20 protein-coding genes are annotated in these 26560 nt (G+C 73.1%); 15 read left to right on the top strand and 5 right to left on the bottom strand.

Going from position 1 to position 26560, the window contains the following annotated elements; all coding sequences use genetic code 11:
* Positions 1 to 178 precede the first annotated feature (178 nt).
* The 6 genes from ACIQIB_RS27710 (at position 179) to ACIQIB_RS27735 (ending at position 7811) form a co-directional block, all read left to right on the top strand.
* The gene (locus ACIQIB_RS27710) at positions 179 to 3070 is read left to right on the top strand and encodes a vitamin B12-dependent ribonucleotide reductase (protein WP_400761302.1); all 2892 of its coding nucleotides are present in this window, start codon (positions 179 to 181) and stop codon (positions 3068 to 3070) included.
* Positions 3071 to 3233: 163 nt separating this feature from the next.
* Positions 3234 to 3470, top strand: coding sequence for an RNA polymerase subunit sigma-70 (locus tag ACIQIB_RS27715; RefSeq protein WP_400761304.1), 237 nt, complete (start codon positions 3234 to 3236; stop codon positions 3468 to 3470).
* Between the two features lie 3 nt (positions 3471 to 3473).
* On the top strand, positions 3474 to 4037 hold the full coding sequence (locus ACIQIB_RS27720; RefSeq protein WP_363609544.1) for a Clp protease N-terminal domain-containing protein: 564 nt from the start codon (positions 3474 to 3476) through the stop codon (positions 4035 to 4037).
* Positions 4038 to 4323: 286 nt separating this feature from the next.
* Positions 4324 to 5709, top strand: coding sequence for an ABC transporter substrate-binding protein (locus tag ACIQIB_RS27725; protein ID WP_400761306.1), 1386 nt, complete (start codon positions 4324 to 4326; stop codon positions 5707 to 5709).
* Positions 5710 to 5871: 162 nt separating this feature from the next.
* Complete coding sequence (locus ACIQIB_RS27730; RefSeq protein WP_363609540.1) at positions 5872 to 6894, top strand: sugar ABC transporter permease; 1023 nt, start codon at positions 5872 to 5874, stop codon at positions 6892 to 6894.
* Positions 6891 to 7811: a carbohydrate ABC transporter permease gene (locus ACIQIB_RS27735; RefSeq protein WP_363609538.1), complete on the top strand. Its 921-nt coding sequence runs from the start codon at positions 6891 to 6893 to the stop codon at positions 7809 to 7811. Before ACIQIB_RS27730 ends, ACIQIB_RS27735 begins: the two co-directional genes overlap by 4 nt.
* Before the next feature lie 106 nt (positions 7812 to 7917).
* Here the strand turns inward: ACIQIB_RS27735 and ACIQIB_RS27740 are convergent, their stop codons facing one another.
* Entirely contained in the window at positions 7918 to 8124 is a 207-nt protein-coding gene (locus ACIQIB_RS27740; RefSeq protein ID WP_400761308.1) for a hypothetical protein, read from the bottom strand.
* Here ACIQIB_RS27740 and ACIQIB_RS27745 point away from each other — a divergent pair.
* Entirely contained in the window at positions 8123 to 8254 is a 132-nt protein-coding gene (locus ACIQIB_RS27745; protein WP_400761311.1) for a hypothetical protein, read from the top strand. The genes ACIQIB_RS27740 and ACIQIB_RS27745 overlap by 2 nt on opposite strands.
* 218 nt (positions 8255 to 8472) lie before the next feature.
* On the top strand, positions 8473 to 10056 hold the full coding sequence (locus ACIQIB_RS27750; RefSeq protein ID WP_400761314.1) for a DUF4153 domain-containing protein: 1584 nt from the start codon (positions 8473 to 8475) through the stop codon (positions 10054 to 10056).
* A 115-nt stretch (positions 10057 to 10171) separates the two neighbouring features.
* On the opposite strand, the gene ACIQIB_RS27755 is transcribed toward ACIQIB_RS27750, so the two are convergent.
* Positions 10172 to 11719, bottom strand: a complete 1548-nt coding sequence (locus tag ACIQIB_RS27755) for an MFS transporter (RefSeq protein WP_400657385.1) — start codon at positions 11717 to 11719, stop codon at positions 10172 to 10174.
* A gap of 427 nt (positions 11720 to 12146) precedes the next feature.
* On the opposite strand from ACIQIB_RS27755, the gene ACIQIB_RS27760 reads away from it, so the two are divergent.
* The 3 genes from ACIQIB_RS27760 (at position 12147) to ACIQIB_RS27770 (ending at position 14363) form a co-directional block, all read left to right on the top strand.
* Positions 12147 to 12740, top strand: a complete 594-nt coding sequence (locus ACIQIB_RS27760; protein ID WP_363609532.1) for a TetR/AcrR family transcriptional regulator — start codon at positions 12147 to 12149, stop codon at positions 12738 to 12740.
* Positions 12741 to 12874: 134 nt separating this feature from the next.
* Positions 12875 to 13585 carry a ribonuclease HII gene (locus ACIQIB_RS27765; RefSeq protein WP_363609530.1) on the top strand — a complete coding sequence of 237 codons (711 nt, stop codon included), beginning with the start codon at positions 12875 to 12877 and terminating at the stop codon, positions 13583 to 13585.
* Positions 13586 to 13685: 100 nt separating this feature from the next.
* Positions 13686 to 14363 carry a hypothetical protein gene (locus ACIQIB_RS27770; protein WP_400761316.1) on the top strand — a complete coding sequence of 226 codons (678 nt, stop codon included), beginning with the start codon at positions 13686 to 13688 and terminating at the stop codon, positions 14361 to 14363.
* A 125-nt stretch (positions 14364 to 14488) separates the two neighbouring features.
* Here ACIQIB_RS27770 and ACIQIB_RS27775 read toward each other — a convergent pair whose 3' ends face one another.
* Together ACIQIB_RS27775 and ACIQIB_RS27780 are read right to left on the bottom strand one after the other, a co-directional pair.
* A complete protein-coding gene (locus tag ACIQIB_RS27775) occupies positions 14489 to 15145 on the bottom strand; it encodes a hypothetical protein (RefSeq protein WP_363609526.1) in 657 nt (218 codons plus the stop codon).
* A gap of 464 nt (positions 15146 to 15609) precedes the next feature.
* A complete protein-coding gene (locus ACIQIB_RS27780) occupies positions 15610 to 17850 on the bottom strand; it encodes a RecQ family ATP-dependent DNA helicase (protein WP_400761318.1) in 2241 nt (746 codons plus the stop codon).
* Between the two features lie 229 nt (positions 17851 to 18079).
* On the opposite strand from ACIQIB_RS27780, the gene ACIQIB_RS27785 reads away from it, so the two are divergent.
* Complete coding sequence (locus ACIQIB_RS27785; RefSeq protein WP_400761320.1) at positions 18080 to 19633, top strand: DUF4192 family protein; 1554 nt, start codon at positions 18080 to 18082, stop codon at positions 19631 to 19633.
* Positions 19634 to 19720: 87 nt separating this feature from the next.
* On the opposite strand, the gene ACIQIB_RS27790 is transcribed toward ACIQIB_RS27785, so the two are convergent.
* Entirely contained in the window at positions 19721 to 21034 is a 1314-nt protein-coding gene (locus ACIQIB_RS27790; RefSeq protein WP_400657372.1) for an alpha/beta fold hydrolase, read from the bottom strand.
* A 781-nt stretch (positions 21035 to 21815) separates the two neighbouring features.
* Here ACIQIB_RS27790 and ACIQIB_RS27795 point away from each other — a divergent pair.
* The 3 genes from ACIQIB_RS27795 (at position 21816) to ACIQIB_RS27805 (ending at position 26558) form a co-directional block, all read left to right on the top strand.
* On the top strand, positions 21816 to 23924 hold the full coding sequence (locus ACIQIB_RS27795; RefSeq protein WP_363609628.1) for a glycogen debranching N-terminal domain-containing protein: 2109 nt from the start codon (positions 21816 to 21818) through the stop codon (positions 23922 to 23924).
* A 148-nt stretch (positions 23925 to 24072) separates the two neighbouring features.
* Positions 24073 to 24831, top strand: a complete 759-nt coding sequence (locus ACIQIB_RS27800; RefSeq protein WP_363609516.1) for an NUDIX domain-containing protein — start codon at positions 24073 to 24075, stop codon at positions 24829 to 24831.
* A gap of 272 nt (positions 24832 to 25103) precedes the next feature.
* Positions 25104 to 26558, top strand: coding sequence for an ATP-binding cassette domain-containing protein (locus ACIQIB_RS27805; RefSeq protein WP_400761323.1), 1455 nt, complete (start codon positions 25104 to 25106; stop codon positions 26556 to 26558).
* Positions 26559 to 26560 lie beyond the last annotated feature (2 nt).

A 26560-nucleotide genomic window follows, 5' to 3' on the forward strand; every position in this document is an offset into this window, starting at 1 on the left:
GCCACCAGCCACAGCGGCCCTTCGGGGCCGACGTATGCCCGAAAAAAGGGCACAGAACACCACAAACCGTGCATCGGCAGGCGAGGGCCTCGGCTGCCCGCACACCAGGAGAAGCGAACCAGCGGTGCCCGGATTTTTCGGGGCACTTTGGGCGTTTGCCCAGGAGGAGGAGCGAGAAGTGACAGACACCACGAGCGGTTCCGCACGCGGGTCGAAGTCCGACAAGGCCGCGGCCAAGGGAGCCGGCAAGGCGCCCAAGGGCGGTCTGCGGATGGAGCGCATCTACACCACCCCTGGCGTCCACCCCTATGACGAGGTCCGCTGGGAGCGCCGCGACGTCGTCATGACCAACTGGCGCGACGGCTCGATCAACTTCGAGCAGCGCGGCGTCGAGTTCCCCGACTTCTGGTCGGTCAACGCGGTGAACATCGTCACGTCCAAGTACTTCCGCGGCGCCGTCGGCACCCCGCAGCGCGAGTGGAGCCTCAAGCAGATCATCGGCCGCGTGGTGCTCACCTACCGCGCCGCCGGTGAGAAGAACGGCTACTTCGCCACCCCCGGTGACGCCGAGATCTTCGAGCACGAGCTGACCCACGCCCTCCTCCACCAGGTGTTCAGCTTCAACTCGCCGGTCTGGTTCAACGTCGGCACCAAGCAGCCCCAGCAGGTCAGCGCCTGCTTCATCCTGGCCGTCGACGACTCCATGGAGTCGATCCTCGACTGGTACAAGGAAGAGGGCATGATCTTCAAGGGCGGCTCCGGCGCCGGCCTCAACCTCTCCCGGATCCGTTCCTCCAAGGAACTGCTCTCCTCCGGCGGCAACGCCTCCGGCCCGGTCTCCTTCATGCGCGGCGCCGACGCCTCCGCCGGCACCATCAAGTCCGGCGGCGCCACCCGCCGCGCGGCCAAGATGGTCGTCCTGGACGTCGACCACCCGGACGTCGAGGCCTTCATCGAGACCAAGGTGAAGGAGGAGGAGAAGATCCGCGCCCTGCGCGACGCGGGCTTCGACATGGACCTCGGCGGGGACGACATCACCTCCGTCCAGTACCAGAACGCCAACAACTCCGTCCGCGTCTCCGACGAATTCATGACCGCCGTCGAGAACGGCACCGAATTCGGTCTGCGCGCCCGGATGACCGGCGAGGTCATCGAGACCGTCGACGCGAAGAAGCTCTTCCGCAAGATGGCCGAGGCCGCCTGGGCCTGCGCCGACCCCGGTATCCAGTACGACTCCACCATCAACCACTGGCACACCTGCCCGGAGTCCGGCCGGATCAACGCGTCCAACCCGTGCAGCGAGTACATGCACCTGGACAACTCCAGTTGCAACCTCGCCTCGCTCAACCTGATGAAGTTCCTGCGCGAGGACGACTCCTTCGACGCCGTCACCTTCGCCAAGGTCGTCGAGCTGGTCATCACCGCGATGGACATCTCCATCTGCTTCGCCGACTTCCCGACCGAGAAGATCGGCGAGACCACCCGCGCCTACCGCCAGCTCGGCATCGGCTACGCCAACCTCGGCGCCCTGCTGATGGCCACCGGCCACGCCTACGACAGCGAGGGCGGCCGCGCCCTGGCCGGTGCCATCACCTCCCTGATGACCGGCACCGCCTACCGCCGCGGCGCCGAACTCGCCGGTGTCGTCGGCCCGTACGACGGCTACGCCCGCAACGCCGCCCCGCACCAGCGGGTCATGAAGCAGCACGCGGACGCCTCGCTCGCCGCCGTGTCGCTCGACGACCTGGACGCCCCGGTCTGGGCCGCCGCCACCGAGACCTGGCAGGACGTGCTGCGCCTGGGGGCGCAGAACGGCTTCCGCAACGCCCAGGCGTCGGTGCTCGCCCCGACCGGCACCATCGGCCTGATGATGGACTGCGACACCACCGGCGTCGAGCCCGACCTGGCCCTGGTCAAGTTCAAGAAGCTCGTCGGCGGCGGCTCGATGCAGATCGTCAACGGCACCGTGCCGCGCGCCCTGAAGCGCCTCGGCTACCAGGACGAGCAGATCGAGGCGGTCGTCGCCCACATCGCCGAGCACGGCAACGTGGTGGACGCGCCCGGCCTGAAGACCGAGCACTACGAGGTGTTCGACTGCGCGATGGGCGAGCGGGTCATCTCGGCCATGGGCCACGTGCGGATGATGGCGGCCATCCAGCCGTGGATCTCCGGTGCCATCTCCAAGACGGTGAACATGCCGGAGACCGCCACCGTCGAGGAGATCGAGGAGATCTACTTCGAGGCGTGGAAGATGGGCGTCAAGGCCCTGGCCATCTACCGCGACAACTGCAAGGTGGGCCAGCCCCTTTCGGCCAAGAAGAAGGACGCCGCGCCGAAGGCCGAGGAGGCCCCGGCCGCCGCGGTGGAGAAGGTCGTCGAGTACCGCCCGGTCCGCAAGCGCCTGCCCAAGGGCCGTCCGGGCATCACCACCTCCTTCACGGTCGGTGGCGCCGAGGGCTACATGACCGCCAACTCCTACCCGGACGACGGCCTCGGCGAGGTCTTCCTCAAGATGTCCAAGCAGGGCTCGACCCTCGCGGGCATGATGGACGCCTTCTCCATCGCCGTCTCGGTCGGCCTCCAGTACGGCGTGCCGCTGGAGACCTACGTCGCGAAGTTCACCAACATGCGCTTCGAGCCGGCCGGTCTGACCGACGACCCGGACGTGCGGATGGCGCAGTCGATCGTCGACTACATCTTCCGCCGGCTGGCGCTGGACTTCCTGCCGTTCGAGACCCGCTCGGCGCTCGGCATCCACTCCGTCGAGGAGCGCCAGCGTCACCTGGAGACGGGCTCCTACGAGCCGCTGGAGGCCGAGGAGCTCGACACCGAGACCCTCGCCCAGTCCGCGCCGCGCACCGCCGAGCCGGTCGTCCCGGCCAAGCCGGCCCCCGTCGCCGAGGCCCCGAAGGCCACCCCGGCCCAGGCCCACAACTCGACGGAGCTGATCGAGATCCAGCTCGGCCTCAACGCCGACGCTCCGCTCTGCTTCTCCTGCGGCACCAAGATGCGCCGCGCCGGCAGCTGCTACCTCTGCGAGGGCTGCGGCTCCACCAGCGGCTGCAGCTGACAGCGGGCGCTGAACCCCGGGGAGGTGGCCTCGCAGAGGTGACCTTCCGCTGAGGCGGGGCGAGGACTTCACGTCCTCGCCCCGCCTTTCGCGTTCCCCGGGAGACGGGGCGATGGCGTCAACCAGGGTTGACAGATGGAGGGTGTCAACCTAGGTTGACGGCATGAGCGAGAGCGGAGAACTCGCGGCGGCGGCGAGCAGTCGTGACCCCGCGGTGGGGCTTCGGGCGGTCCGTGCGCTGCGTGACCTGGCGGACCGGCTGGAGGGTCTGCAGGTGGGTAGCGCCCGTGAGCAGGGCTGGTCCTGGCAGGACATCGCGGTCTGCCTCGGGGTGACCAGGCAGGCGGTGCACAAGAAGTACGCCCGGCGCGGAGTCGGCAAGGACGAGGACGGAGGCTGAGCGATGTTCGAGCGCTTCACCGAGTCGGCGCGACAGGTGGTGGCCGGCGCGCAGCGGGAGGCGGCGGCGCTCCGGCACGGGTGCATCGGCACGGAGCACCTGCTGCTGGCGGTCCTGGCCGTGCCGGACGACCCGGCGGCGGCGGTGCTGGTCGACGCGGGGCTGGATCACGGCGCCGCGCAGCTGGCGGTCCGGCGGCTGCTGGGGCCAGGGGAGGACGCCCAGGCCCTGGCCGCGATCGGGGTGGACCTGGACGCCGTCCGGGAGGCCGTGGAGTCGGTGTTCGGGGAGGGGGCGCTGGATGCGCCGCCGGGGGAGGGTCCGCGTCGGCGTGGCTGGTTCCGGTCGGAGGCCAGGGGCGGGCGCACTCCGTTCACGGCCGGGGCGAAGAAGGCGCTGGAGCTGTCGTTGCGGGAGTCGCTGCGGCTGAAGTCCGGCCGGATCGCGGTCGGTCACCTGTTGCTCGGGGTGATCCGGGAGGGCGAGGGCACCGGGGCCCGGGTGATCGCCGACCACGGGCTGGACCCGGCGGTGCTCCGGCGGGCGGTGGACGCCGTCCTGGGCTGAGTCCCGCGGCGGCCGGCCCGCCGCCGGTGACGCGGCGTCATGTCGCGGCCCCGTCCGGGCCGGACGGGGCCGTGGGCGTTTCCCCCGGCCCGGGGGAGAGTGCCCGGACGCGCCGGGGTCACGAGTGGGGCACTTGCCGGTGAAGGTTGAACGCGGACCTTGGCGGCGGCTGGCAGCTGGGTTAACGTCTTCGAACCGGCCGTCGCCGGGTACATGTCGATCTCCGGTACAGCGCAATGTCGTTCGTCTTACTGCTGGCGTCCGCGCCCTGGCATGGAGGACCGCATTGACCCTCACCCCGACCGCATCGTCCACGAGTTCCCGCCGCCTGGCCGTCGTGCCCGCCCTGCTGGCGGCGCTGGCGCTGACCGCGGCCTGTTCCAACAGTTCGAGCGGCTCGGGAGGCGGTTCGGGCGGAGGGGGCCAGAGCCTGGCCGGGGACTGTGCCAAGTACCAGTCGTACGCGGGGCATTCGGGCAAGACGGTGACGGTCTTCGCGTCGATCCTCAGCCCGGAGTCGGACAATCTGGAGAAGTCCTGGGCCGAGTTCAGCTCCTGCACCGGAATCAAGATCAGCTATGAGGGCTCCAACGACTTCGAGTCCCAGTTGCCGGTCCGGGTGACCGGCGGCAACGCGCCGGACTTCGCGATCATCCCGCAGCCCGGTCTGCTGGCCCAGATGGTCAAGAGCGGGAAGGTGGTCAAGCCGCCCGAGCAGACCGTCGCCAACCAGGACAAGTGGAGCCCGGTCTGGAAGACGTACGGCTCGGTCAACGGCACCTTCTACGCGGCGCCGATGAGCGCCAACATGAAGTCGCTGGTCTGGTACTCGCCGAAGGCCTTCAAGCAGGCCGGCTACGAGGTGCCCAGGACCTGGACCGATCTGATGGCGCTCGGCGATCGGATCGCCAAGGCCGGTGCGGGCAAGCCGTGGTGCGGCGGCATCGCCTCCGGGACGGCCACCGGCTGGCCGGCCACGGACTGGCTGGAGGAGGTGGTGCTCGGCTCGTACGGCGGCGAGGTGTACGACCAGTGGGTGAGTCACAAGGTGAAGTTCTCCGACGAGAAGATCACCACGGCGATGAAGACCCTCGCGGACTGGATGCAGAACCCGGCCTGGGTCAACGGCGGGTACGGCGACGTGAAGTCGATCGCCACCACCACCTTCCAGGACGCGGGCGCGCCGATCCTCACCGGCAAGTGCCTCATGCTCCAGCAGGCGTCGTTCTACAAGGCGCAGTGGCCCAAGGACACCAAGGTCGGCCCGGACGGTGACATCTTCGCCTTCCACCTGCCGGCCGTGAACCCGGCCGTGGCCAACCCGGTCGAGGGCGGCGGGGAGTTCCTGACGGCGTTCGCGAGCCGTCCCGAGGTGCAGGCGGTGCAGAACTACCTCTCCAGTTCGGACTGGGCGAGCAGCCGGGTGAAGACCGCCAGCGGCTGGGTCTCCGCCAACCAGGGCGTGGACAAGAGTCTGTACACCGACCCGATCGACCGGCTCTCCGCCGACGCGCTGACCGACCCGGCCGCGACCTTCAGGTTCGACGGTTCGGACCTGATGCCGGCCGCGATCGGTGCCGGGCAGGAGTGGAAGTCGCTGACCGCCTGGTTCGCCGAGGGCCAGTCCATCCAGAAGACCGCCGCCGACATCGACGCGGCCTGGCCGCAGTAACCGGCGGCCGGAGCCCGGCGGCCGGCCGCGGTGAGCGGCGGACGCCCTCCCCGCAGAACCACCTGATCAGGACCACCTGTCGAGGGCGGTGCGGGACCACCCACCCGCACTGCCCGCCCTTTCTTCTGATCGTCCGATCTTCCGATGGGAGGACGCGCAGTCATGTCCGTACCCGGCACCCTGTCGTCCGCTGCCTCGCTCGCCGACGGCGCCTGGGGCGACGCGGCCGTCAAGTTCGGCAACAGCTTCGGTGCCATCGCCGGCTTCCTCGGCATCCTGCTGCTGGTCTTCCTCGCCGCCGGCCGGGCCACCGGCCGGATCGCCCGCCCGCTGGCCGTCGCGGTCTTCCTCGGTCCGGCGGTGGTGCTGCTGCTCGTCGGCCTGGTCGCGCCGTTGGTCCGCACCGTCTATCTGAGCCTCTACAGCGACGACAGCAGCCGGTTCGTCGGCGGCGAGAACTTCGGCTGGGCGCTGACCACCGACTCGGTGCGGAAGGTGCTGGTCAACACGCTGCTCTGGCTGGTGATCGCGCCCCTGGCGGCCACCGCCCTCGGCCTGGTGCTGGCCCTGCTGGTGGACCGGATGCGCGGTCAGGCGGTGTACAAGTCACTGATCTTCATGCCGATGGCGATCTCGCTGGTCGGCGCCTCGATCATCTTCAAGTTCGTCTACGAGTCGCGCGACTCCTCGCAGCAGCAGATCGGGCTGCTCAGCCAGGTCGCCATCGCCCTGGGCTGGGAGCATCCGCCGAACTGGATGCTCTCCCAGCCGCTCAACACCTTCCTGCTGATGGCGGTGATGGTCTGGGTGCAGACCGGCTTCGCCATGGTGGTGCTCTCGGCGGCGATCAAGGCCATCCCGGACGAGGTCACCGAGGCCGCCCGGCTCGACGGCGCGGGCGGGGTACGGCTGTTCTGGTACGTCACCGTGCCGATGATCCGCACCACGGTGGTGGTGGTCCTCACCACCGTCATGATCACCACCCTCAAGGCCTTCGACATCGTCCGCACCATGACCGGCGGCAACTTCGGCACCCAGGTGCTGGCCAACGAGATGTACTCGCAGTCGTTCGTGCAGTTCAACACCGGGCGGGGCAGCGCGCTCGCGGTGATCCTCTTCCTGGCGGTGCTGCCGCTGGTGGCCTACAACATCGTCCAGCTGCGCAAGGAGCGTGGGGTCCGATGAGCGAGCGCCGCAATTCCGCCCGTGCGGTGCGGAAGACCTTCAGCAGCCCGATCGCCTCGGTCTTCGTGATCGCGGTGACGGTGCTCTGGACCATCCCCACCCTCGGCCTGCTCGCCACCTCGCTGCGTCCCAAACAGGACGTCACCGCGGACGGCTGGTGGAACGTCTTCCTCCACCCGGACCTCGGGCTCTCCAACTACCACACGGTGCTGTTCGAGGGCGGTTCCGGTGTCTCCACCGGCCTGCTGCCGTTCCTGGTGAACTCGCTGGCGATCAGCGTCCCGGCGACGCTCTTCCCGCTGGTCCTGGCGGCGATGGCCGCGTACGGGCTGGCCTGGGTGCGGTTCCGGGGCAGCGACGCGGTGTTCTTCGTGGTCTTCGCCCTCCAGGTGGTGCCGATCCAGATGGCGCTGATCCCGCTGCTGCGGCTGTTCTCCGGCGGCGCGCACCTGGGCTCGGTGACGCTGATCCCGGCGGTGGACCTCAAGGGCACCTACGCGCCGGTCTGGCTGGCGCACACCATGTTCGCGCTGCCGCTGGCGATCTTCCTGCTGCACAACTTCATCGCCCAGCTGCCGCGCGACCTGATGGAGGCGGCGGTGGTGGACGGCGCCTCGCACTTCAAGATCTTCCGTTCGATCGTGCTGCCGCTCTGCACCCCGGCGCTGGCCTCGTTCGCCATCTTCCAGTTCCTCTGGGTCTGGAACGACCTGCTGGTCGCGCTGACCTTCGCGGGCGGCACCCCCGAGGTGGCGCCGATGACGGTACGGCTGGCGCAGCTGTCCGGCTCCTTCGGCGGGCGCTGGGAACTGCTCACCGCCGGGGCGTTCCTGTCGATCGTGATCCCGCTGGTCGTCTTCTTCAGCCTCCAGCGCTACTTCGTCCGCGGTCTGCTGGCCGGATCCGTCAAGGGGTAGGGCGTCTCCCGGCCGACCGCAGCGGAATGCGGCGGTTTCGTGGGCACGGTCGGCGCGGGACCTGTACACCGATAGGGGCAGCCGGCCGATGTGGCACAGGGGGCTGTCATGGCGGGTGCGGCATACGGGGGCGGAGAAGGCCGGCGGGCCTGCTGGCGGCCCTGACCACGGCGGCGGTCCTGGCGAGCAGCGCCTCCGCGACGCTCACCGCGAACAACTGGAACACCGTCCCGCTGACGGCCACCCTGGCCGCCAACACCCCGTACTGGCCGGCCTGCAACAGCAACGGCGCCTGCGCGACGGTGAACAACATGAACTACTCCACCGGCGCGACCGGGCAGGGCGCCCACAGCAACACGGTGGTGCCCTTCGGCAGCCGGCCGACGGACTTCGGACCGGCGGTGAGGGACTCGCCGGTGAACTCGCTGTACGGGTCCTACTGAGTCGACGGGCCGTCCGGGCGGTCGGGCTGCCTGGCACCCCGGGCGGCCGGCCCTTCCGGTCGCCCGGGGGCCCGGTCTCGCGGGTGCCGGGCCCGTCACAGCGTTTTTGAACCTGTTCAGAATGGTCTACAGTCGGCTCCAGTCGCGGCGCCATCGCGTCTGCCGGCGGACTGCCCCAGGGTGGCTTCCGCATGCCCACCGACCTCTGAGGGGGACTCATGTCCGGATTGTCCACGCCTGCTTCGGTCGACGCCCCGCCCGGGACCGACCCGTACCGCGCGCCGGCCGCGCCTGCCTGGCAGCCCATCGCGTGGCTGCGCCCCAGCGAGCCGGAGCGCAAGGCGGCCGCCGCCCCCCGGGCGCTCGCGGCGGCGGTGATCACCGGCCTGCTGGCGGCGTGGCTGCTGGCCGACGGGGTGGGCGTCAACCTGCTGCTCTGCGGTGTGGTGGCCGCCGTCGGCGCCGGGATCGCCGCCCGCTCGGCAGGCCGGCGGGTCCGGGTCTGGACGGTCCTGTGGAGCGTGCTCGCACTGGCCCTGCTCGCCGTGCCGGCCCTCTCCGAGGCGGGCTGGCCGGTGGCGCTGTCGACGCTCTGCGCGCTGGCCCTGGCCTCCCTCGCGCTGCACGGCGGCCGCCGCTGGGCGGGCGTCCTGCTCGCTCTGCCGGGCATCCTCTGGCAGCTCGCGCCCGGCCTGCTCTGGGCCCGGGACGGACTGCGCGGCCTCAGCCTGCCGGGCCGGGGCAAGGTGGTTCCGGTGCTCAAGGCGGTCGTGGTGGCGGCGGTGCTGCTGACCGTCTTCGGCTGGCTGTTCGCCAGCGCCGACGCGGCCATGGCGGACGTCCTGTCCGGCCTCACTCCCAGCCTGGACCTCAGCGAACTCCCGCTGCGCTTCGCGCTGTTCGTCCTCGGCCTGCTCACCGCACTGGGATTCGCCCACATCGCGGCCGGCCCGCGCCGCTGGGACCGTACGGCGGTCCGGCCGGGCCGCGAGCGCGGGCGGCTGGAATGGGCGCTGCCGCTGGTCGCGCTCAACCTGATGTTCGGCGCCTTCGCACTGATCCAGGCCGTGGTGGTGCTCGGCGGCCGGGACTCGATCACGAACACCGGGATGAGCCGCTCCGAGTACGCCCGGCAGGGCTTCTGGCAGCTGACGGCCGTCACCGTGCTGACCCTCGTCGTGGTCGCGGTGGCCAAGCGCTGGGCGCCGCGCGGCACCGCCGCCGACCGCCGGCTGGCCCGGATCCTGCTCGGTGTGCTCTGCCTGCTCACCCTGGTCGTGGTCGCCTCGGCGCTCGGCCGGATGTGGTTCTACGTCGACGCCTCCGGGCTGACCAGGCTGCGACTCTGGGTGCTGGTGGTCGAGGTCTGGCTCGGCGCCGTCTTCCTGCTGCTGATCGTGGCCGGACTGACCCGCTCGGTGGCCTGGCTCCCGCGCGCCGTGGTGCTCAGCGGCATGGTCACCGCCGCCGTGTACGGGCTGATGGGCCCGGACGCGATCATCGCGGAGCAGAACGTGGCCCGTTTCGAGCGGACCCAGCAGATCGACCTGCGCAACGTCCGCGACCTCTCGCCCGACGCCGTCCCGGCCCTGGACCGGCTGCCGGGGGACCAGCGGACCTGCGCGCTGGAACTGATCCGGGCCGGCCTCGACGACTCCTCGCCCTGGTACGCCACCAGCCTGGCCGAGGCGCGGGCCCGGGAGATCCTGGCGGAGCGGCCGCTGTCCCAGAGCCTGTCGGCGGAGCAGAGCGCCTGTGACCGGGCGGGCCTGAGGGGCGACGGCTACATCGGGCGGTACTGAGCGGCGGCGGACCGGGCGGTGACGTGGCGCGCGAGGGCCGGCGGCCGGTGACGCGCGCGGGCCGGCCGGGAGTGTGCGGCTCCCGGCCGGCCCGCGTCGTGCTTCCGGTGCCGGATCAGTGCACCGCGATGCCGGACGCGTCCGACGGCAGGTCGCCGGCCTTGGCCCTGATCACGAAGACCGCGATGAGCAGCGCGACCCCGGCGAGCACGGCGCCCACGATGAAGCCGTGCGAAATGCCCTGCGCGAGCACCTCGTTGGCCGCAACCGTGCCCTTGGGGAACTCGTGCTTCGTCAGGAACTCCGCCTGCTGCTCCGGTGTGGCCGTGGCCATGAAGCCGGGCGCCTGGAGCTTGGCCTCCGCCGTGGCGTAGTGCGCGAACACCGTGGTCAGGATCGACAGCCCCAGCGAGCCGCCGATCTGCTGCATCGAGTTGAGCAGCCCGGAGGCGGCGCCGGTGTCCTCCCCGGCGACGCCCGCGACGGCGAGCAGCATCACCGGGACGAAGATCAGGCCCATGCCGAAGCCGAACACCACCGTGGGGCCGAGCACCCCGTCCACGTACCCGCTGCCCGCGTCCATCCGGGTGAGCCAGGTGAGGCCGATGGTGACCAGCAGTGCGCCGGTGGCCATGAACGGCTTCGGGCCGTACTTGACCTGCAGTCTGGAGGCGATCTGCGCGGCGGTGATGATCGACGCGCTGATCGGCAGGAAGGCGAACCCGGCCCGCAGCGGGCTGTAGTCCAGCGGCCCCTGGATGAAGAGCGTGATGTAGAAGAAGATACCGAACATGGCCGCGGTCAGGCAGAGCATCATCATCAGGCCGCCGGTGCGGTTGCGGTTGGCGAACAGGTGCAGCGGCGTGATCGGCTGGGCGGTGCGGTTCTCGACCACGAGGAAGGCGGCGATGAGCAGCACGCCGGCCGCGAACGAGCCCAGCGTCAGGCTGTCCGACCAACCGTCCGAGGCGGCCCGGATGAACCCGTAGACCAGGCTGATCAGACCGAGTGTGGAGGTGAACGCACCGGGCAGGTCGAAGCGGCCGTCCTGGCGCTCCGACTCGGCGATGTAGCGCGGGGCGGCGATCGCGATCAGAACCGCGATCGGCACGTTGACGAAGAAGACCCAGCGCCAGTCCAGGTACTCGGTGAGCAGGCCGCCGGCCAGCAGGCCGATCGCCGCACCTGAGCCGGCCACCGCCGAGAAGACCCCGAAGGCCTTGTTGCGCTCGGGCCCTTCCTTGAAGTTGGTGGCGATCAGGGCGAAGGCCGTCGGCGAACAGATCGCGCCGCCGACCCCCTGGAGCGCGCGGGCGGCCAGCAGCATGCCACCGTCCTGCGCGAAGCCGCCCAGCAGCGAGGCCAGGCCGAACAGCAGCGTGCCGAAGACGAACACCCGTCGGCGGCCCAGGATGTCGCCCGCGCGGCCGCCGAGCAGCAGCAGGCCGCCGAAGGTCAGCGTGTAGGCGTTGATCACCCACGACAGGTTGGTGGTGGAGAAGTTCAGCGTGTCCCTGATCTGCGGCAACGCGATGTTCACGATGGTGGCGTCGAGCACCACCATGAGCTGGGTGGCCGCGATGACGGTCAGGGTGACGCCCTTGTGCCGGTCCTGGCTGCCCTGCGGTGGAGAGGTCTTGCCGAGTGTGTCGGAGATAGCCAAGTTGATGCCCCCTGCTGGCTATTGCTTCGTATGCTGTGGACCCGAGGCCCGAAGCGCTTCTGCGGCGTCCCGCAGGCTATGAAGGAACGGAATCGTTCACTAAGGTGGACGATATCCTGGGCGATATTATGAACGCAAGCGTTCCCTAAGGTTGGTGACGATGGATCAGTTGGTGCGGCGCCAGGCGGCGGATCGTGCGGCCGGCCGGCCGGTGGAGCGGTCGGCGGAGCAGTCCGTCGAAGGGTCCGCCGACGGGTCTGTCGAGCGGCCTGCCGGGCAGCCTGTCGAGCGGTCTTCCGGGCGGTCTTCCGAGCGGGTGGAGCCAGGTTCCGAGTGGCCGGTCGAGCCGGCGCCGGGGCGGGCGGGCGCGAGGGGGTCGTCGGCGGTCCCGGGTGCGAGGTCCGCGGCCCACTGCCCGGTGAGGGTGGTGGCCGAGGTCCTGTCCCGGCCCGTGCGCCGCCGCGGGAAGGAGCTGGAGAGTGCGATCTTCGAAGCCGCGCTCGACCAGCTCATCTCCGGCGGATTCGCGCGGATGACGATGGAGGGCGTCGCCGGTGCCGCGCGGACCGGGAAGGCCGCGCTCTACCGGCGCTGGGCGTCCAAGGCCGAACTGGTCATCGACGCCCTGGACTCCACTCTGCCACGCCCCTCCGACACCCCGGACCTCGGGTCCGCCCGAAGTGAATTGCTGCTGCTCATCGGGGGGTTCGCCGACGCTCTCACCTCGAGGGCGGGTGGTGCGCTGCAGGCGCTGATGGCCGAGCTGGACCATGAACAGGCCGAGGTGTTCAAGAGGTTCATCGTGCAGCGGGTGGTCGAGCCGACCAAGGGCACGATTCTGGACATCCTCCGCCGGGGAGTCGAACGCGGCGACGTCCGGCCCGACGCGGCCACCGTGATCGTCGCCGATGTCGCCCCGGCGATGCTGATGTACCGGGTCAAGGTCTACGGCCGCGACACTGGCCCCGACTTCGCGAACCAGCTGGTGGACGAGGTGCTGCTCCCGCTGATCCGCGTCTGACGAGCGCCTGGCGGGTGTGCGGCGGGAGCCTGACGGGCGTGCGGCGGCTCGGCTCCGAGGGGGTGGGCCCGGCGGCCGGGGCGCCGCGGGGCGGGGCTTAGGCTGGAGGTCGCCCCAGCTGAACGGATTCCACGATGCCCATCGTCCCGCCGACGCACTCCGTCGAGCGTTCGCTCCGCCGGGCCGGCGCCAAGACCGTTGTCGGCCTCGACGAGGTCGGGCGCGGCGCCTGGGCCGGGCCGGTCACCGTGGGTGCGGCCGTCACCGGGCTGCGCAAGCCGCCGGACGGTCTGACCGACTCCAAGCTGCTCACCGAACTGCGGCGCGAGGCGCTCGCCCCGGTTCTCGCCGACTGGGTCACCGCGTACGCGCTCGGCCACGCCTCCGCGCTGGAGTGTGACGAGCTGGGCATGACGGCGGCGCTGCGGCTGGCCGCCGTCCGCGCGCTGGAGGCCCTGCCGGTGGAGCCCGACGCGGTGATTCTCGACGGGAAGCACGACTACCTCGGCGGCCCCTGGCGGGTCCGCACGGTCATCAAGGGCGACCAGTCCTGTATCTGCGTCTCGGCCGCCTCGGTGCTCGCCAAGGTCCATCGGGACGGGATGATGGCCGAACTGGGCGAGGCGTATCCCGGGTACGGGTTCGCCGACAACGCCGGCTACCCGTCCCCGGTCCACCGCGCCGCGCTGGAGGAATTCGGCCCGACCGATCAGCACCGGCTCTCCTGGGCCTACCTGGACGGGCTGCCCAAGTGGCGCCATCTGAAGCGGAATCGGGCCATGGCGGCGGGTGGTGCTCCCGGCTCCGCGGGCCCCGCCGACGAACAGCTGACGCTCGGTTTCTGACAGTCCGTCTGAATTGCCCCGAGTGGGGCCGGCCGGTGTGCGGTGCCCGAGGGGTGGGGCGCCCGTGCGCGTTCGATCGGCATTTGATAGATATCCGGGTATGCCTGTCTTCCCCGAGGAGCCGGAGATTCACGAGAGCCTCCCGGGCCCCGGCGTTCCCTTCCCCCGCGAGTCGGACGCACAAGCCCTCCGCACGCCTGCCACCGGCAGCGCGACCACTTCCGTACCTTCCGCCGCCGGCGCGGCACCGGCCCCCGGGCCGGGCCCCCGCCCCACAGCTCCTCGGCCGGCGCCGCCGCGCGCCGCCCGCCCGGGGCCGCCCCGCCCGGCCCAGACCCCCAAGCCCGGTCCCGCGCCGCGCCGCCCGGCACCCGCCGCACCGCGGGTCGCGGTCCAGCACGTCGCCGCCACCGCGGCCGAGGCACTGGAGCGTGCCGACGAAGCCGTCGACCGGCTGCTGGACTCCGGGCGCAGTCCCGGCGAGATCCTGGTGCTGACCGTCGGCGGGGCACACCCCTGGCAGCAGCACGAACTCTCCTTCGGCGAGGAGCGCTACTGGGCGCAGCTCACCGAGGGCGGCGACGTGTTCTACGCGGAGGCCGGGCTGACCCGCCCGGTCCGCCGTGAGGTGGTCGTGCTGGTCGTCAACGGGGGCTCGGCCGACCGCGCCGCCCAGACGTACACCAAGGCGCTCGGCCACGCGGCCGCGCTGCTGGTGGTCTGCGGCGACGCGGGCCCCGCCGCCGGTGCGCCGACCGGTCGTTCGGCGTCCGCCTAGCCGTCCGGGAGTCATGGACCGTTCGAGTCCGGCGCCGTGAGGTGCCGGGCCCGAACGGTGCCGAGCCGTACCCTCCGGGCCCGGAGACCGGGTTGTGCCGTGTGCGCCCGGCGGGCGGGTCCGCGTCAGCGGGTGCCGGTGCGCCGGACCGGCTCGACGGCCGCCACCCGGGCGGGCGGCCAGGGATGCTCGGGCCGGCGGGAGCGTGATGCCCGGTCGCCGAGCTGGGGGTGTTCGGCCGGCTGGTGCGCTGGCCGCTGGCCGCGTGGCCCGTCGGCCGCCGGGCGGGGCGGCAGCTCCGTCACGGTGTGGACCGGCCCGTCCGCCCAGGATCCCGCGTGTGGATTGCGGCCGCTCCGCTCGTCGCCGAGGATCTGCCAGCCCGCCGGGGTCAACGCGATGTACGAGCCGCAGCGCAGCCCGTGCAGGGCGGCCGCGTCCCGCAGGGCCCACATCCAGGCGCCGTCCTGTTCCGTCCAGCCCGCCGGGCCCTCGCGGCAGCGCAGCAGTACGGCCGTCCGGACCGGAGCGGCGAGTCGCAGGTCGTGCGGGGTGACCTGGCGCAGGTGCGACAGGATCAGGTTGCGGTGCTGCCAGCCGTCGGTGTCGTGGGGCCAGGGTGTGAACGAGGCCGAGGCGGTCGCCCGGTGCAGCGCGTTCAGGACGGTGACCACGACCGTGCCCGGTTGCGGCAGGTGGCGCTGGTGGATTTCCAGGACGAACTCGCGCGGATCGCGCAGCAACGGGATCCCCGAGGCGGTCCAGGTCTCCAGGTCGAGCACCCGTCTGGGCGCCGAGCTCCGGGCGAGGGGATACTGACCTCGGTCGATACCGTTGATCGCGATCCTCCTTCCCGACCCGCGAACACGCGGGCCCCCGCGTACGCCGAAGGCCGGGTCCAGCGGACCGGGTTCCGGGTACGGTCCAATTCTCAGGGCAGAGGGGGTGGGGCGGCAATGATGAAATGATGAACGCCGCCCGAAAGTCAACGCTCTGTCGGATATGTTCCACGATCGTGCGAGTGCTGCTCAGGTGGCGCCCGATCGTGAACCGGGCCGCCAGAAGGCCTCTGGCGAGCGCTTTCAGCAACTCAACCACTCCTCTCCACCACCGGTGTTCCTCGCTCCCGCGCGTGTTCCTGCCGACTCCTCGACTTCTCCCTTCGTCCATTCGGGTGAGGGGGTGAGGGCCTGACCCGGCGCGGCCACTTGTGCCGCACCCGTCAGGCACCTCTCCCCGGCGCCGCTCAGCCCTGTACGGCCAGCACCAGCGGCAGTACCGAACTCGCCCCGGCCCGCCGGAGCAGCCGGGCGGCGACGGTGATCGTCCACCCGGAGTCGACCAGGTCGTCCACCAGCAGCACCGGGCCGCCCGCCCCGGCGATCGCGGCCTCGGTCTCCGGCGGCAGGACGAGTGCCCCGGCCAGCGCGTGCAGCCGCTGCGCGCTGTTGCTGCGCGCCCCGTGCGGAGGCTGCCCGGCCGCGTACTCGATCCGGCCGAGCAGCGGCAGCCGCCCGATCTCCGCGATCCGGGCGCCGAGGCTGCCGACCAGCTGAGGGCGGCTGGACGAGGCCATGGTCACCACGCCGACCGGCCGGTCCAGCCGGGTGCCCTCGGCCGTCGCGGGCCCGGCCCAGCCGCCCGGGCCGCGAGCCCAGTCGGCCAGCACCGCGACCAGAGCGTCCACCGCCTCGCCGGGCACGGGCACGTCGGGGGCCTGGTCCGCGAGCAGGGTCCGCAGCCGGTTGCCCCAGCCGATGTCGGAGAGCCGGCCGAGGGCCCGGCCGGTCTCCGCCTGTTCGCCCGCCGGGATGCGGCCCTTGAGCTGCACGCCCAGCGACTCCATACCGGTGGGCCAGAGCCGGCGGGGCTCGAAGCTGACCCCGGGCCGACCGAGCGCCGCCCGGGCCGCGTCCAGCGCCTCGGCGGAAATTTCGGGGCCGTGCAGCGCACCGGCGCAGTTGTCGCAGCGGCCGCAGGGCCGGGCCTGCTCGTCGTCCAGCTGCCGACGCAGGAACTCCATCCGGCAGCCGGTGCCCGTGGCGTACTCGCGCATGGCCCGCTGCTCGGCCTCACGGGAGGCCGCGACCTTGGCGTACCGGGCGGTGTCGTACTCCCAGCTCTGCCCGGTGGCCGTCCAGCCGCCCTTGACCCGCCGGACCGCGCCGTCCACGTCCAGGACCTTGAGCATGGTCTCCAACCGGGCGCGGCGCAGGTCCACCCGGGGCTCCAGCGCGGCCGTGGACAGCGGCCGGCCGGCCTCCGCGAGCGCGTTGATGGTGCGGCGCACCTGCTCCTCGGGCGGGAAGGCCAGCGAGGCGAAGTAACGCCAGATCGCCTCGTCCTCACGCCCGGGCAGCAGCAGCACCTCGGCCCGGTCGACGCCGCGGCCCGCCCGGCCGACCTGCTGGTAGTAGGCGATCGGCGAGCTGGGCGAGCCCAGGTGCACCACGAAACCGAGGTCGGGCTTGTCGAAGCCCATGCCCAGCGCGGAGGTGGCGACGAGGGCCTTGACCCGGTTGGCCAGCAGGTCGGCCTCGGCGGTCCGGCGCTCGGCGTCCTCGGTGCGGCCGGAGTAGGACGCCACCGGGAAGCCGCGCTCGCGCAGGAACGCCGTCACCTCGTCGGCCGCGGCCACCGTCAGCGTGTAGACGATGCCGGACCCCGGCAGCCGGTCGAGGTGGTCGGCCAGCCAGGCCAGGCGGTGCGCCGGATCGGACAGGGCGAGCACGCCGAGGGTGAGGCTCTCCCGGTCGAGCGGGCCGCGCAGGACGAGGGCGTGCTCGTCGGTGGCTCCGGTGCCGAGCTGCTCGGCGACGTCGGCGGTCACCCGGGCGTTGGCCGTGGCGGTGGTGGCCAGCACCGGCACGCCCGGCGAGAGCTCGGCGAGCATGGTGCGCAGCCGCCGGTAGTCGGGGCGGAAGTCGTGACCCCAGTCGGAGATGCAGTGGGCCTCGTCGACCACCAGCAGGCCGGTGGAGGCGGCGAGTTTGGGGAGCACCTGGTCGCGGAAGTCGGGGTTGTTCAGCCGCTCGGGGCTGACCAGCAGGATGTCCACCGTGCCGGCCGCGACCTCGGCCTGGATCTCGTCCCACTCGTCGGTGTTGGCCGAGTTGATGGTGCGGGCCTGGATGCCGGCCCGGGCCGCCGACTCCACCTGGTTGCGCATCAGGGCGAGCAACGGGGAGACGATCACCGTGGGCCCGGCGCCGCGGGCCCGCAGCAGCGCCGTGGCGATGAAGTAGACGGCGGACTTCCCCCAGCCGGTGCGCTGTACGACCAGGGCCCGGCGGTGGTCGACGACCAGCGCTTCGATGGCCGTCCACTGGTCGTCGCGGAGTGTGGCGCCGGGCCCGGCCAGCTCGCGCAGGACGGCCTCGGCCCGCGCCCGGACCTCGGCGCGGTCGGCGGCCGTCGCGCTGCCGGTGCCGGTGCCGGCCGTGGCGGGGGCGTCGGTGGCGGTGATGTGGGGCTGGGGCTGCTGCATGCCGTCCATGTAACCCCGAGGGGCCGACAATGGGCGAATGGCGGTGCACCATGGACGGGTGGACCAGGGGTGTATTTCATCTGCTCTTTCGCTGACCATCCGTCATATGTCCCCCGGGGGAGTGGGTCTGGATAATCCGAAGGAGGGAGGTTTTATCCACAGGCGGGAGTTGTCCACAGGGAAAAAGAAAATTCCCGGGGCATTCGCGGATTGCGGCAGTCTTCCGGCCATGAACAACGAACGCATCGCGCTGTCCCTCGGCCCGGCCTCCGGCCACCGGCCGGTCACCATGCGGGGCCCGGCCGACATGGCCGAGCTGCTGCCTTATCTCCTGGGCTTCTTCCCCGACGACAGCATCGTCGCCGTCGGTCTCCAGGGCCCGGACCTCCACCAGGGCGGGGTGATCCGGCTGGACATCCCCGAATCGCCGGAGGAGTGGCAGGCCGCGGCCGAGGAGACGGCCGCCCTGCTCATCGGTCTGTCCGAGCGGCGGGACCGCCGCCCGGCCCAGGTGCTCCTCTACCTCTGCCAGGATCCCGGCACGAGCCATGGCCCGCCCGTTCTGGACGGGCTCGGACCGCTCGCGGAGGGGCTGCGGGTGTCCTTCGAGAGCAGGGGGGTGGCGGTCAAGGAGTCGCTCTGCGTCTCGGCCGGCCGCTGGTGGTCCTTCCTCTGCCGCCGTGAGGGGTGCTGTGACCCGGCGGGCAATCCGATCCGGCGCTCTCCCGCCCCCGGCCCGGTGGCCGCCGCGGCCACCGTCGCCGGTTTCGCTCCCCGGGGGAGCCGTAAGGCGATCATCGCCGGGCTGGTTCCGATCGGCCCGCCCGGCGCCGATACCCAGCGCTCGGCGATCGCCCGGGTCAAGGGCGGCGGTGGAGTAGTGGGGAGCCGGCCGCCGCTGTCCCGGGAGCGGGGCGCCGAGCTGCTCGACCAGGCGGTCGCCGAGTTCTCGGCCGGCGCCCGTGAACTCGACGAGCACCGGACGGCGCTGCTGATCATCGCCCTCCAGGACAGGATCACCCGCGACCGCGCCGCCGAGTACACCCGGCCAGAGGAGATCGCCCCCGCACAGCGGCTGTGGCGCTTCCTCGCCCGGCATTGTGTCCCGCCCTACACGAGCTGCGCGGCGGCCCCGCTCACGTTGCTGGCCTGGACGTCCTGGGTCGCGGGGGACATCGCGACGGCCCGTGTGGTGCTCGCGCACACACTCCGCCTCGCCCCCTCCTACCTGCTGGCCCAGCTCCTGTACGAGTCGCTGAACGAAGGCATGTCCCCGGATGTGCTGCTGGCGAGCGTGGCGGCGGAGCGACAGCGGCGCACCGCGGTCCGTTCCGGCGGAGCGGCCGGGGAAGCGGTGGTGTCAGGCCCGGCCGCCGACGAGCCGGGCGGCCCGCCGACGGGCCCGGACGGTGAACCCGCCCCGGCGCCGGCCAGGTCCCCGCGCCGAGCTGCCTCAGGGGCGGTCGCCGAGTCCGTCGCCCCGGCGGTCCCGGGTTCGGGGGACCATCCGGCCGGTCCCCCGAACCCGGGACTGCGGGCCGCGCCGGTGGCCGGGGATCCCGGACGGTCCGAGGGCGGACCGTCCGACCCCGGGCCGGGCGCGTGCCTGCCCGCGCAGGCGCGCCGCATTCCAGGGTGCCGACCGCGGCCTCGGCCCGGTGCCGTCCGGAAGGCCCGGCTGGGCCGGGTGACACCGTGGGCGGCCCCGGCGACGGCAGCGACCGTGCGCAGCCGGTGCCGCGGTGTGCGGGGCCCGACGGCGGGAGCCCGTCATGCGCGGTGACATGCGTGGCGGCCCGCGACCGGCGGCCCGTAACCGGTGGTCCGGCCAGCCGGTCGGCCGCGGTTCCGCCGTCGGCACCGGGCTCCGCTACGCCTCGCCGTGCGCCATGGCGATCAGGCGGTCCAGCACCTTGCCGCCGCTCACCCGGAGCCCGTCGTGCTCCCACTCATTGGTGATCCACGCTCGCAGGCCGCGCACGGCGCGGGCGGTCTCCAGGGAGTCGGCGGTGTCGACATACATGTCGTCGTGGTAGACCGCCGCCACCACCGGCACCTCGTTGGCGGCCAGCCGGGCCGGGTCGTACAGGTCGGGCCAGTCGGTCCGGGCGGCGAGCAGGTCCGCGGTCTCCTTCAGCGGGCGCAGCGCCGGGTCGGTGTCGAACATCCAGGGGTAGATCATCTCTCCGGTGAACAGCACCGGCGCCCCGGACTCCAGCGCGGCCCCGGCGTCGAACTCCGTGAACTCCTTGCGGACGCGCTCGGCCGACCAGGCGGTGCCGGCCGGGTCCACCGACCGCTGGCCGTAGATCGACTCGTGCAGCACGGCGTACAGCGGGCCCTCCGCGAAGGAGAGCTTCGCCTGGACACCGGCCAGGAAGGTGTCGGAGAGCTCGGGCCCGGCGGCGCCCTCCACCCACGCCTCCTCCAGCAGGTAGTGCAGGCTGCCGGAACCGCTGCCGCCGCCGAGCATCATTCCGAGGGACTGGAACGCCTCGACGGTCAGCAGCCCGCCGCCGGGCAGGGCCGCAGGGGCTGCGGCCAGACGCGCGGTGATCCGCCGTACCACCTCGACGTCCTGCGGGTAGCGGGCGTAGTGGTCCTCGTTCTTGCGGACGACCCGGGGGTAGGCGGCGCGGTAGACGTCGTCGGCCGAGCTGCGCAGGCCGGAGAGGCCACCGGTGATGAAGGCCTCACGCAGGCCGTCGGGCGCGATCGAGAGGTAGGTGAGGGCGCAGAAGCCGCCGAAGCTCTGGCCGAGCACGCTCCAGCGGTGGTCGTCGCCGAGCAGCCGGCGGCGGATCAGCTCGGCGTCCCGGACGATCGAGTCCGCGCGGAAGTGCGCCAGGTAGTCCGCCTGTTCCCGCGCGCCGCCGCGCCGGGCGAGGGTCTGCCGGGTCGCGGGCGTGGACCGCCCGGTGCCGCGCTGGTCGAGCAGGAGCACCCGGTACTCGTCGAGGGCGCGCTCCAGCCAGCCGTCCCGGCCGAGCGGTCGGCCGGCCTTGCCACCGGGGCCACCCTGGAGGAAGAGCAGCCAGGGCAGGTCGTCCGTTTCGCGGCCCGCGGCCACCACCTCGCGGGCGTACACCTCGATCTGCTCGCCCTGTGGGGCGGCGTGGTCGAGGGGCGACTGGAAGACGTGGTCGGTCGTGACAATCCCGGGCAGCCGGCTGGCGGTGGACATACAACTCCTCGGTATGCGCTGGTCGCAGCAGTCACGTTGCCGCTCACGGTGTTACCGGTGCGGGTGCCGTGACCCCCGCACCGTATCCTGGCGGCGGCCGGGCACCGGTTGGGCGGTCGCTGCCCAGACCGTCCGCCCGGTGGTTCGTACAAAACGGCAGACAGCCTCGGCCCGTGCGGTTCGACCCGGAACGGCACCGGAGTGGGGCGGCAACGGTCCGGTGACGGCGGCGGCACGACCGCCTGCCGCGCCCGGGCCTGCTGGTCGAAGTGACAGAACGGGCGTTACCTGCGGCCGGTGAGCGGCGTTCACCCCGGGGGACCGCGCCCGGGTGACCACCGGGCCGGCCGGAGACGGACGGTTTCCCGGGCGTGCCGGGTGCCGGAAGTGAGGCTGCGGGCTGTCGGAAGCCGGGCGAGGGCGGCCGAGGCGTCGGCCCGTCAGACCCCGGTGTGGGCACGCCCGTACCCGGGCCGTCCGAGTCGGTCGCGGCGCGGTGCGAGCGCCCCGCAGACGCCTCCTGCCCCACGGCAGGTACCGGACGCCGCAGGCGACCATGTGCCGGGCACCAGGGGGTGCCCGGCGCGAGGCGGTGCGGGGTACCGCAGCGGTACCCCGCACCGCATGGCACGGCCCGGCGCCGGGTACGGCCAGACACGGCACACACGCCGACGGGAACCCCCGCCGGTCCGACATCATCAGCACGCGATCGAGCATGCTCGCGGCCCACCGGCCTCACCGGCCACCGGACCGCCGAGGGGAGGAGAGTCCGGTGACCGCCATGAGGCCACCACAGGCCATGCCGGCCGAGAGCGTGGTCGGCGCACCCGCGGGCACGCCCGCCGGCCAGGCCCGACCTGCGGCTCCGCCCCGTCCGCAGCCCGCCGCCGTCCACCACGCGGTGCTCTGCGTCAACGCGCCCGCCATGGCCGCCTCCGGACCGGACGGGCAACTGCGCGGTCACGGGCTCCATGGCTTCTACCGCTCCGGCGTCCGGGTCCTGGCCCGGATGGAGCTGCGGCTCGGCGGTATGGAACCGCTGCCGCTCCAGGGCACCCTGACCACCGCGGCGCAGGCCCGCTTCCTCGGCGCGGTCCGGCTCCCCGGCGATCTGGACCCCGACCCGGCGCTCACCGTGGAGCGGCTGCGCCACGCCGACGGCGTCGAGACCGTCACCGTGCGGAACACGGGCAGCCGCCCGGCCCGGCTGCCGCTGGAGATCGCCGTCGGAACGGACCTCGGCCCGGTCGGCGAGATCGCCGCCGGACATCGCCCGCCGGACCTGCCCGGCCAGGTGCAGTCCGCCGGGTTGCGCTGGGCGGGCCCGGCCCACAGCGCCACCGTCAGTGCCAAGCCGTCGCCGCACGCCGTCCTCGCGGGAGCCGGTGTGCTCCGCTGGGACCTGGACGTGCAGCCCGGCGCCCGCTGGTCGGTCGAGCTGCGCACCGAGCTGGAGAGCACCGTCCCCGGCCCGCGGCCACCGGGCGGGCGCGGCCCCGGTGTGCCGCTGCCCTGGTCCGAGCCGGAGATCCGCTGCGACGACCCCCGGGTCGAACTGCTGGTGGCGCGTTCACTGGACACCCTGGGCCGGCTGCTGTTCGTCGACCCGGACCGCCCCACCGACCTCTACCCGGCCTCCGGTGCGCCCTGGCGGTTCGGGCTGGCCCCGGCCGACGCGCTGTGGGCGGCGCGGTTGACGCTTCCATTGGGTACCCGGCTGGCCGCCGGCACCCTCCGGGCCCTGGCCCGCCGTCAGCAGCTCGCCCCCGTTCCGGGCCAGGGCGGACCGGGTCAGCCGGGCCCGCGCCCCGAAGGGCTGCTGCCCGGCGCCCTGCGGCACGGCGGGCCGGAGCTCCCGCCCAGCTGCACCGCCACCGAGGCGACGCTGCTGTTCGTCACGGTGCTGGCCGAGGCCTGGCGCTGGGGCCTGCCCCGGCACGAGGTCGCCGAACTGCTCCCGGCCACCGAGCGGGCGCTCGGGGCGCTGCGCGGCGGTCTGGTCGACGGCTTCGTCACCGATCTGAGCCGCCCGGTGGAGGACCGCGCCGCCCATCCCGTGGCGGTGCGGGCCGAGGTCCAGGCCCAGGCGCACCGGGCCGCTCTGCACGGCGCCGAACTGCTGGAGGAGTTCGGACGCCCCGGTGCCGAGGAGTGGCGCGACTGGGCGGCCGCGCTGCGCGGGCGCTTCCGCGACCGTTTCTGGATCGACGACCTCTCCGGCGGGCGCCCGGCGGCCGGGCTCGCCCCGGGCGGCCAGCCACTGCCCGCGGTGGCCTCCTCGCTCGTCCACCTCCTCGACCCGGGGCTCTGCGCCGACGGCGGCCGGCACCAGAGCCTGCTGGACCGTGAGCAGACCAGGCTGCTCGCCCAGCGCCTGGCCGCGCCGGAGCTGGACAGCGGCTGGGGGCTGCGCACACTCAGCGCCAAGTCGCCCCGCTTCAACCCGCTGGGCCACCGTGGTGGCGCGGTACGTGTCCACGAGACCGCGCTGGCGATCGCCGGGCTGGCCGAGGCCGGCCACGAGAACGAGGCCGGCGCGCTGCTGGAGGGCCTGCTCGGCGCGGCCGCGCACTTCGAGGGGCGGCTGCCCGAGATGTACGCGGGGGAGCAGCGCACGCCCGGCTGCCCGCCCGTACCGCACCCGGCCGCCTGCCGCCCGGCGGCGGTCTCGGCGGCCGGCGCGGTGCACGCCGTGTTCGCGCTCGCCGGGGTCCGGCCCGATGTCCCGGGCGGGCGGGTGCTGGTCCGGGCGGCCAGTACCGCGCCGCTCGGCGAGCTGCAGCTGACCGGTCTGCGGGTCGCGGGCGAACCGTTCTCGGTGCGGGTCAGCCGGATCGGCGTGGCGATGGTCGAGGAGGCGTCCGCCGAACTGCAACTGGTCGCCCGCTGACATCCCCCGCCACCCGGGGGCGGACCTCGCCGGTCCGCCCTCGCCCGCCCCCGACCGGGGCATCCGGCAGCCGGGCCACCTGCGGGGCACAGCACGGTCCGTGCACAGGCCTGTGCTTATCGTCAAAGAGACGACTATGATCGTCGCCATGTCGCGTTATGACCCGTCGGCCTTCCCCCCGTTCGCTGTCACGGTTGACCTGGTGGTGCTGACGGTGCGGGACCACGCCCTGTGCGCCCTGCTGGTACGACGGGGCGAGCCGCCCTTCCAGGGGTACTGGGCCCTGCCCGGAGGATTCGTCCGCCCGGACGAGGGCCTGGCCGAGGCGGCCTCCCGGGAACTGGCCGAGGAGACCGGTCTGCGCGCGCATTCCGCCCCCGGCCACGACGTGGCCGGCCCCGGCACGGCCGGCGCCCATCTGGAACAGCTCGCGACCTACGGACACCCTCAGCGCGACCCCCGGATGCGGGTGGTCAGCGTGGCCTACCTGGTCCTGGCACCGGACCTGCCGACGCCCCGCGCCGGCGGCGACGCCAGCGGCGCCCGCTGGGCCCCGGTCGCCGAACTGCTCGGACAGAGCCCGGCCGACGGCGTTCCGCTCGCCTTCGACCACGGCCTGATCCTGGCCGACGGCGTGGAGCGCGCCCGCTCGAAGATCGAGTACTCCTCCCTGGCGACGGCCTTCTGCCCGACCGAGTTCACCGTCGGCGAGCTGCGCCGGGTCTACGAGGCCGTCTGGGGCGTGGTCCTCGACCCCAGGAACTTCCACCGCAAGGTGACCGGCACCCCCGGCTTCCTGCTGCCCTCCGGTGGCACGACGACCCGTCAGGGAGGCCGCCCCGCACAGCTGTTCACCGCGGGCGGGGCCACCGTCCTCAACCCGCCCATGCTGCGCCCGGAGTCCTGACCCGCCGTCGGCCCCGCCCCGTACCCGGGCCCCGCCCCGTACCTCGCCCGGACCAGTTCGCACCCCTCGCCCCTACCGCCTGCGAGCCCCCTGCCCCGTCGCAGGATCGGATTTTCCCCTGATCGGGTGAGGTGTGCAGGCGGCGGCCCCGTGCCGCTCCCGCAATGCCCGGAATCCCCGGCCCGGCCCCCTAATGTGCTGGCGCGGGCCCGTGCGGGCACGGCCCCGCGCCGCGCCTGTCAGGCCGGCCAAGGGCATGGGAGCAGCCAGCGATGATCCAGATCACCGGACTGACCAAGGTCTACCGCACGGGTGGGCCGCCGGCGGTGCTCGACCTCACCTTCGACGCCCGGCCCGGCGTGGTGACGGCACTGCTGGGCCCCGAGGGCGCGGGCAAGTCCACCGCCCTGCGCCTGATGCTCGAACTCGAACGCGGCCAGGGCGTCACGCTCTTCGACGGTCGCACCTACCGTCGGCTGCGCCACCCCGAACGCGAGGTCGGCGTGCTGCTGCCCGGTCCGGGCGGAGCCGCCGGATCGGTGGCCGGACACCCCGGCCGGAAGGCGCGCAGCCATCTCAGGATGCTGGCGGCGGCCGCCGGTGTCCCCGCCCGGCGGGCCGACGAACTGCTGGAGCAGACCAGACTGGCCGCCGTCGCCGGACAGCGGCTGCGCGCCTTCTCGCCCGGTATGCACGGACGGCTCGCCCTCGCCGCCGCCCTGCTGGGGGACCCCGGGACCCTGCTCCTGGACGCGCCCACCGAGGGCCTTTCGCCGCGCAATGTGGAGTGGTTCCACTCCTTTCTGCGCTCGTTCGGAGCCGCGGGCGGGACGGTCCTGGTGACCACCCGCACGCCGCGGGAGGCCGCGCAGCTCGCGGACCGCGTCATCACGCTGGACCAGGGCCGGCTGGTGGCCGACCAGCCGGTGGCGGACTTTCGCCGGACCCGGCTCAGCCCGGAGGTGGCCGTGCGCGGGCCCCAGATGGCCCGGCTCGCCGATCTGCTGGTGAGCCAGGGTGCCGAGGTGCGCCGCGACGGCGGGGCCGGTCTCGCGGTGGCGGGCATCGGCCGCACCGAGATCGGTGAACTCGCCTACCGCCACGGCATCCTGCTGCACGAGCTCGCCGACCGGGTGGTCGAACAGCCCGCTCCCCGCGCCGCCCTGCCCGTCGCCTCGGGCCGCTCGGGCGAGCTCCGGATCCGGTCGGCACCGGCCCGGCCGGACCCCGCCCGGACGGAGCCGACGGCGGAGGTGAGGGAAACGGCGGAAGCGGTGACGCCGGAGCGCGCTTTGAACACCGGCGCGCTGCCCGCTCTCGCGCTTCCGGCCTCGCCGGCCGCCGCCTCGGCCACGACCGCGCTGTCGGCGGTCACCCCACGATCGGGAGCGCCGGCCCGCCCCGCCGGGCCGACACCGTCCGCCCAGCCCGGCCGTCCCGCACCAGCCACCCCGCCCGCGCGCCGGCAGGACGACCCGGCCGGGCCGGCCGAGGCCTCCCCGACGGTCGCCGTGGACCGGCTCTTCCGGGACGGTCTCAACGGTCTGGCCCGGCAGGCCGGCGGCGGCCCCGCCTCCCGGGAGCACCGCGAGGACGCCACCGACCTGCTGACCGCCGACACCGTCCGCCTCGGCCGCCCCGGCGAGGCCCCCGCCCCCGGCGCGGGCACCCCCGCTCCCACCTCCGCCCCCGCGACCACCTCCGTCCCCGACCACCGGAGCGAGTGAAC

This window comes from Kitasatospora sp. NPDC092286 (genome assembly GCF_044755565.1).
Taxonomy (GTDB): domain Bacteria; phylum Actinomycetota; class Actinomycetes; order Streptomycetales; family Streptomycetaceae; genus Kitasatospora.

Bases quoted from the DNA above. Each gene is read 5' to 3' on its own strand.
- ACIQIB_RS27715 (WP_400761304.1), top strand. From the start codon at position 3,234: ATGAGCGAGAGCGGAGAACTCGCGGCGGCGGCGAGCAGTCGTGACCCC.
- ACIQIB_RS27720 (WP_363609544.1), top strand. From the start codon at position 3,474: ATGTTCGAGCGCTTCACCGAGTCGGCGCGACAGGTGGTGGCCGGCGCG.
- ACIQIB_RS27730 (WP_363609540.1), top strand. From the start codon at position 5,872: ATGTCCGTACCCGGCACCCTGTCGTCCGCTGCCTCGCTCGCCGACGGC.
- ACIQIB_RS27735 (WP_363609538.1), top strand. From the start codon at position 6,891: ATGAGCGAGCGCCGCAATTCCGCCCGTGCGGTGCGGAAGACCTTCAGC.
- ACIQIB_RS27745 (WP_400761311.1), top strand. From the start codon at position 8,123: ATGAACTACTCCACCGGCGCGACCGGGCAGGGCGCCCACAGCAACACG.
- ACIQIB_RS27740 (WP_400761308.1), bottom strand. From the start codon at position 8,124: ATGTTGTTCACCGTCGCGCAGGCGCCGTTGCTGTTGCAGGCCGGCCAG.
- ACIQIB_RS27750 (WP_400761314.1), top strand. From the start codon at position 8,473: ATGTCCGGATTGTCCACGCCTGCTTCGGTCGACGCCCCGCCCGGGACC.
- ACIQIB_RS27765 (WP_363609530.1), top strand. From the start codon at position 12,875: ATGCCCATCGTCCCGCCGACGCACTCCGTCGAGCGTTCGCTCCGCCGG.
- ACIQIB_RS27770 (WP_400761316.1), top strand. From the start codon at position 13,686: ATGCCTGTCTTCCCCGAGGAGCCGGAGATTCACGAGAGCCTCCCGGGC.
- ACIQIB_RS27780 (WP_400761318.1), bottom strand. From the start codon at position 17,850: ATGCAGCAGCCCCAGCCCCACATCACCGCCACCGACGCCCCCGCCACG.
- ACIQIB_RS27785 (WP_400761320.1), top strand. From the start codon at position 18,080: ATGAACAACGAACGCATCGCGCTGTCCCTCGGCCCGGCCTCCGGCCAC.
- ACIQIB_RS27790 (WP_400657372.1), bottom strand. From the start codon at position 21,034: ATGTCCACCGCCAGCCGGCTGCCCGGGATTGTCACGACCGACCACGTC.
- ACIQIB_RS27795 (WP_363609628.1), top strand. From the start codon at position 21,816: ATGAGGCCACCACAGGCCATGCCGGCCGAGAGCGTGGTCGGCGCACCC.
- ACIQIB_RS27800 (WP_363609516.1), top strand. From the start codon at position 24,073: ATGTCGCGTTATGACCCGTCGGCCTTCCCCCCGTTCGCTGTCACGGTT.
- ACIQIB_RS27805 (WP_400761323.1), top strand. From the start codon at position 25,104: ATGATCCAGATCACCGGACTGACCAAGGTCTACCGCACGGGTGGGCCG.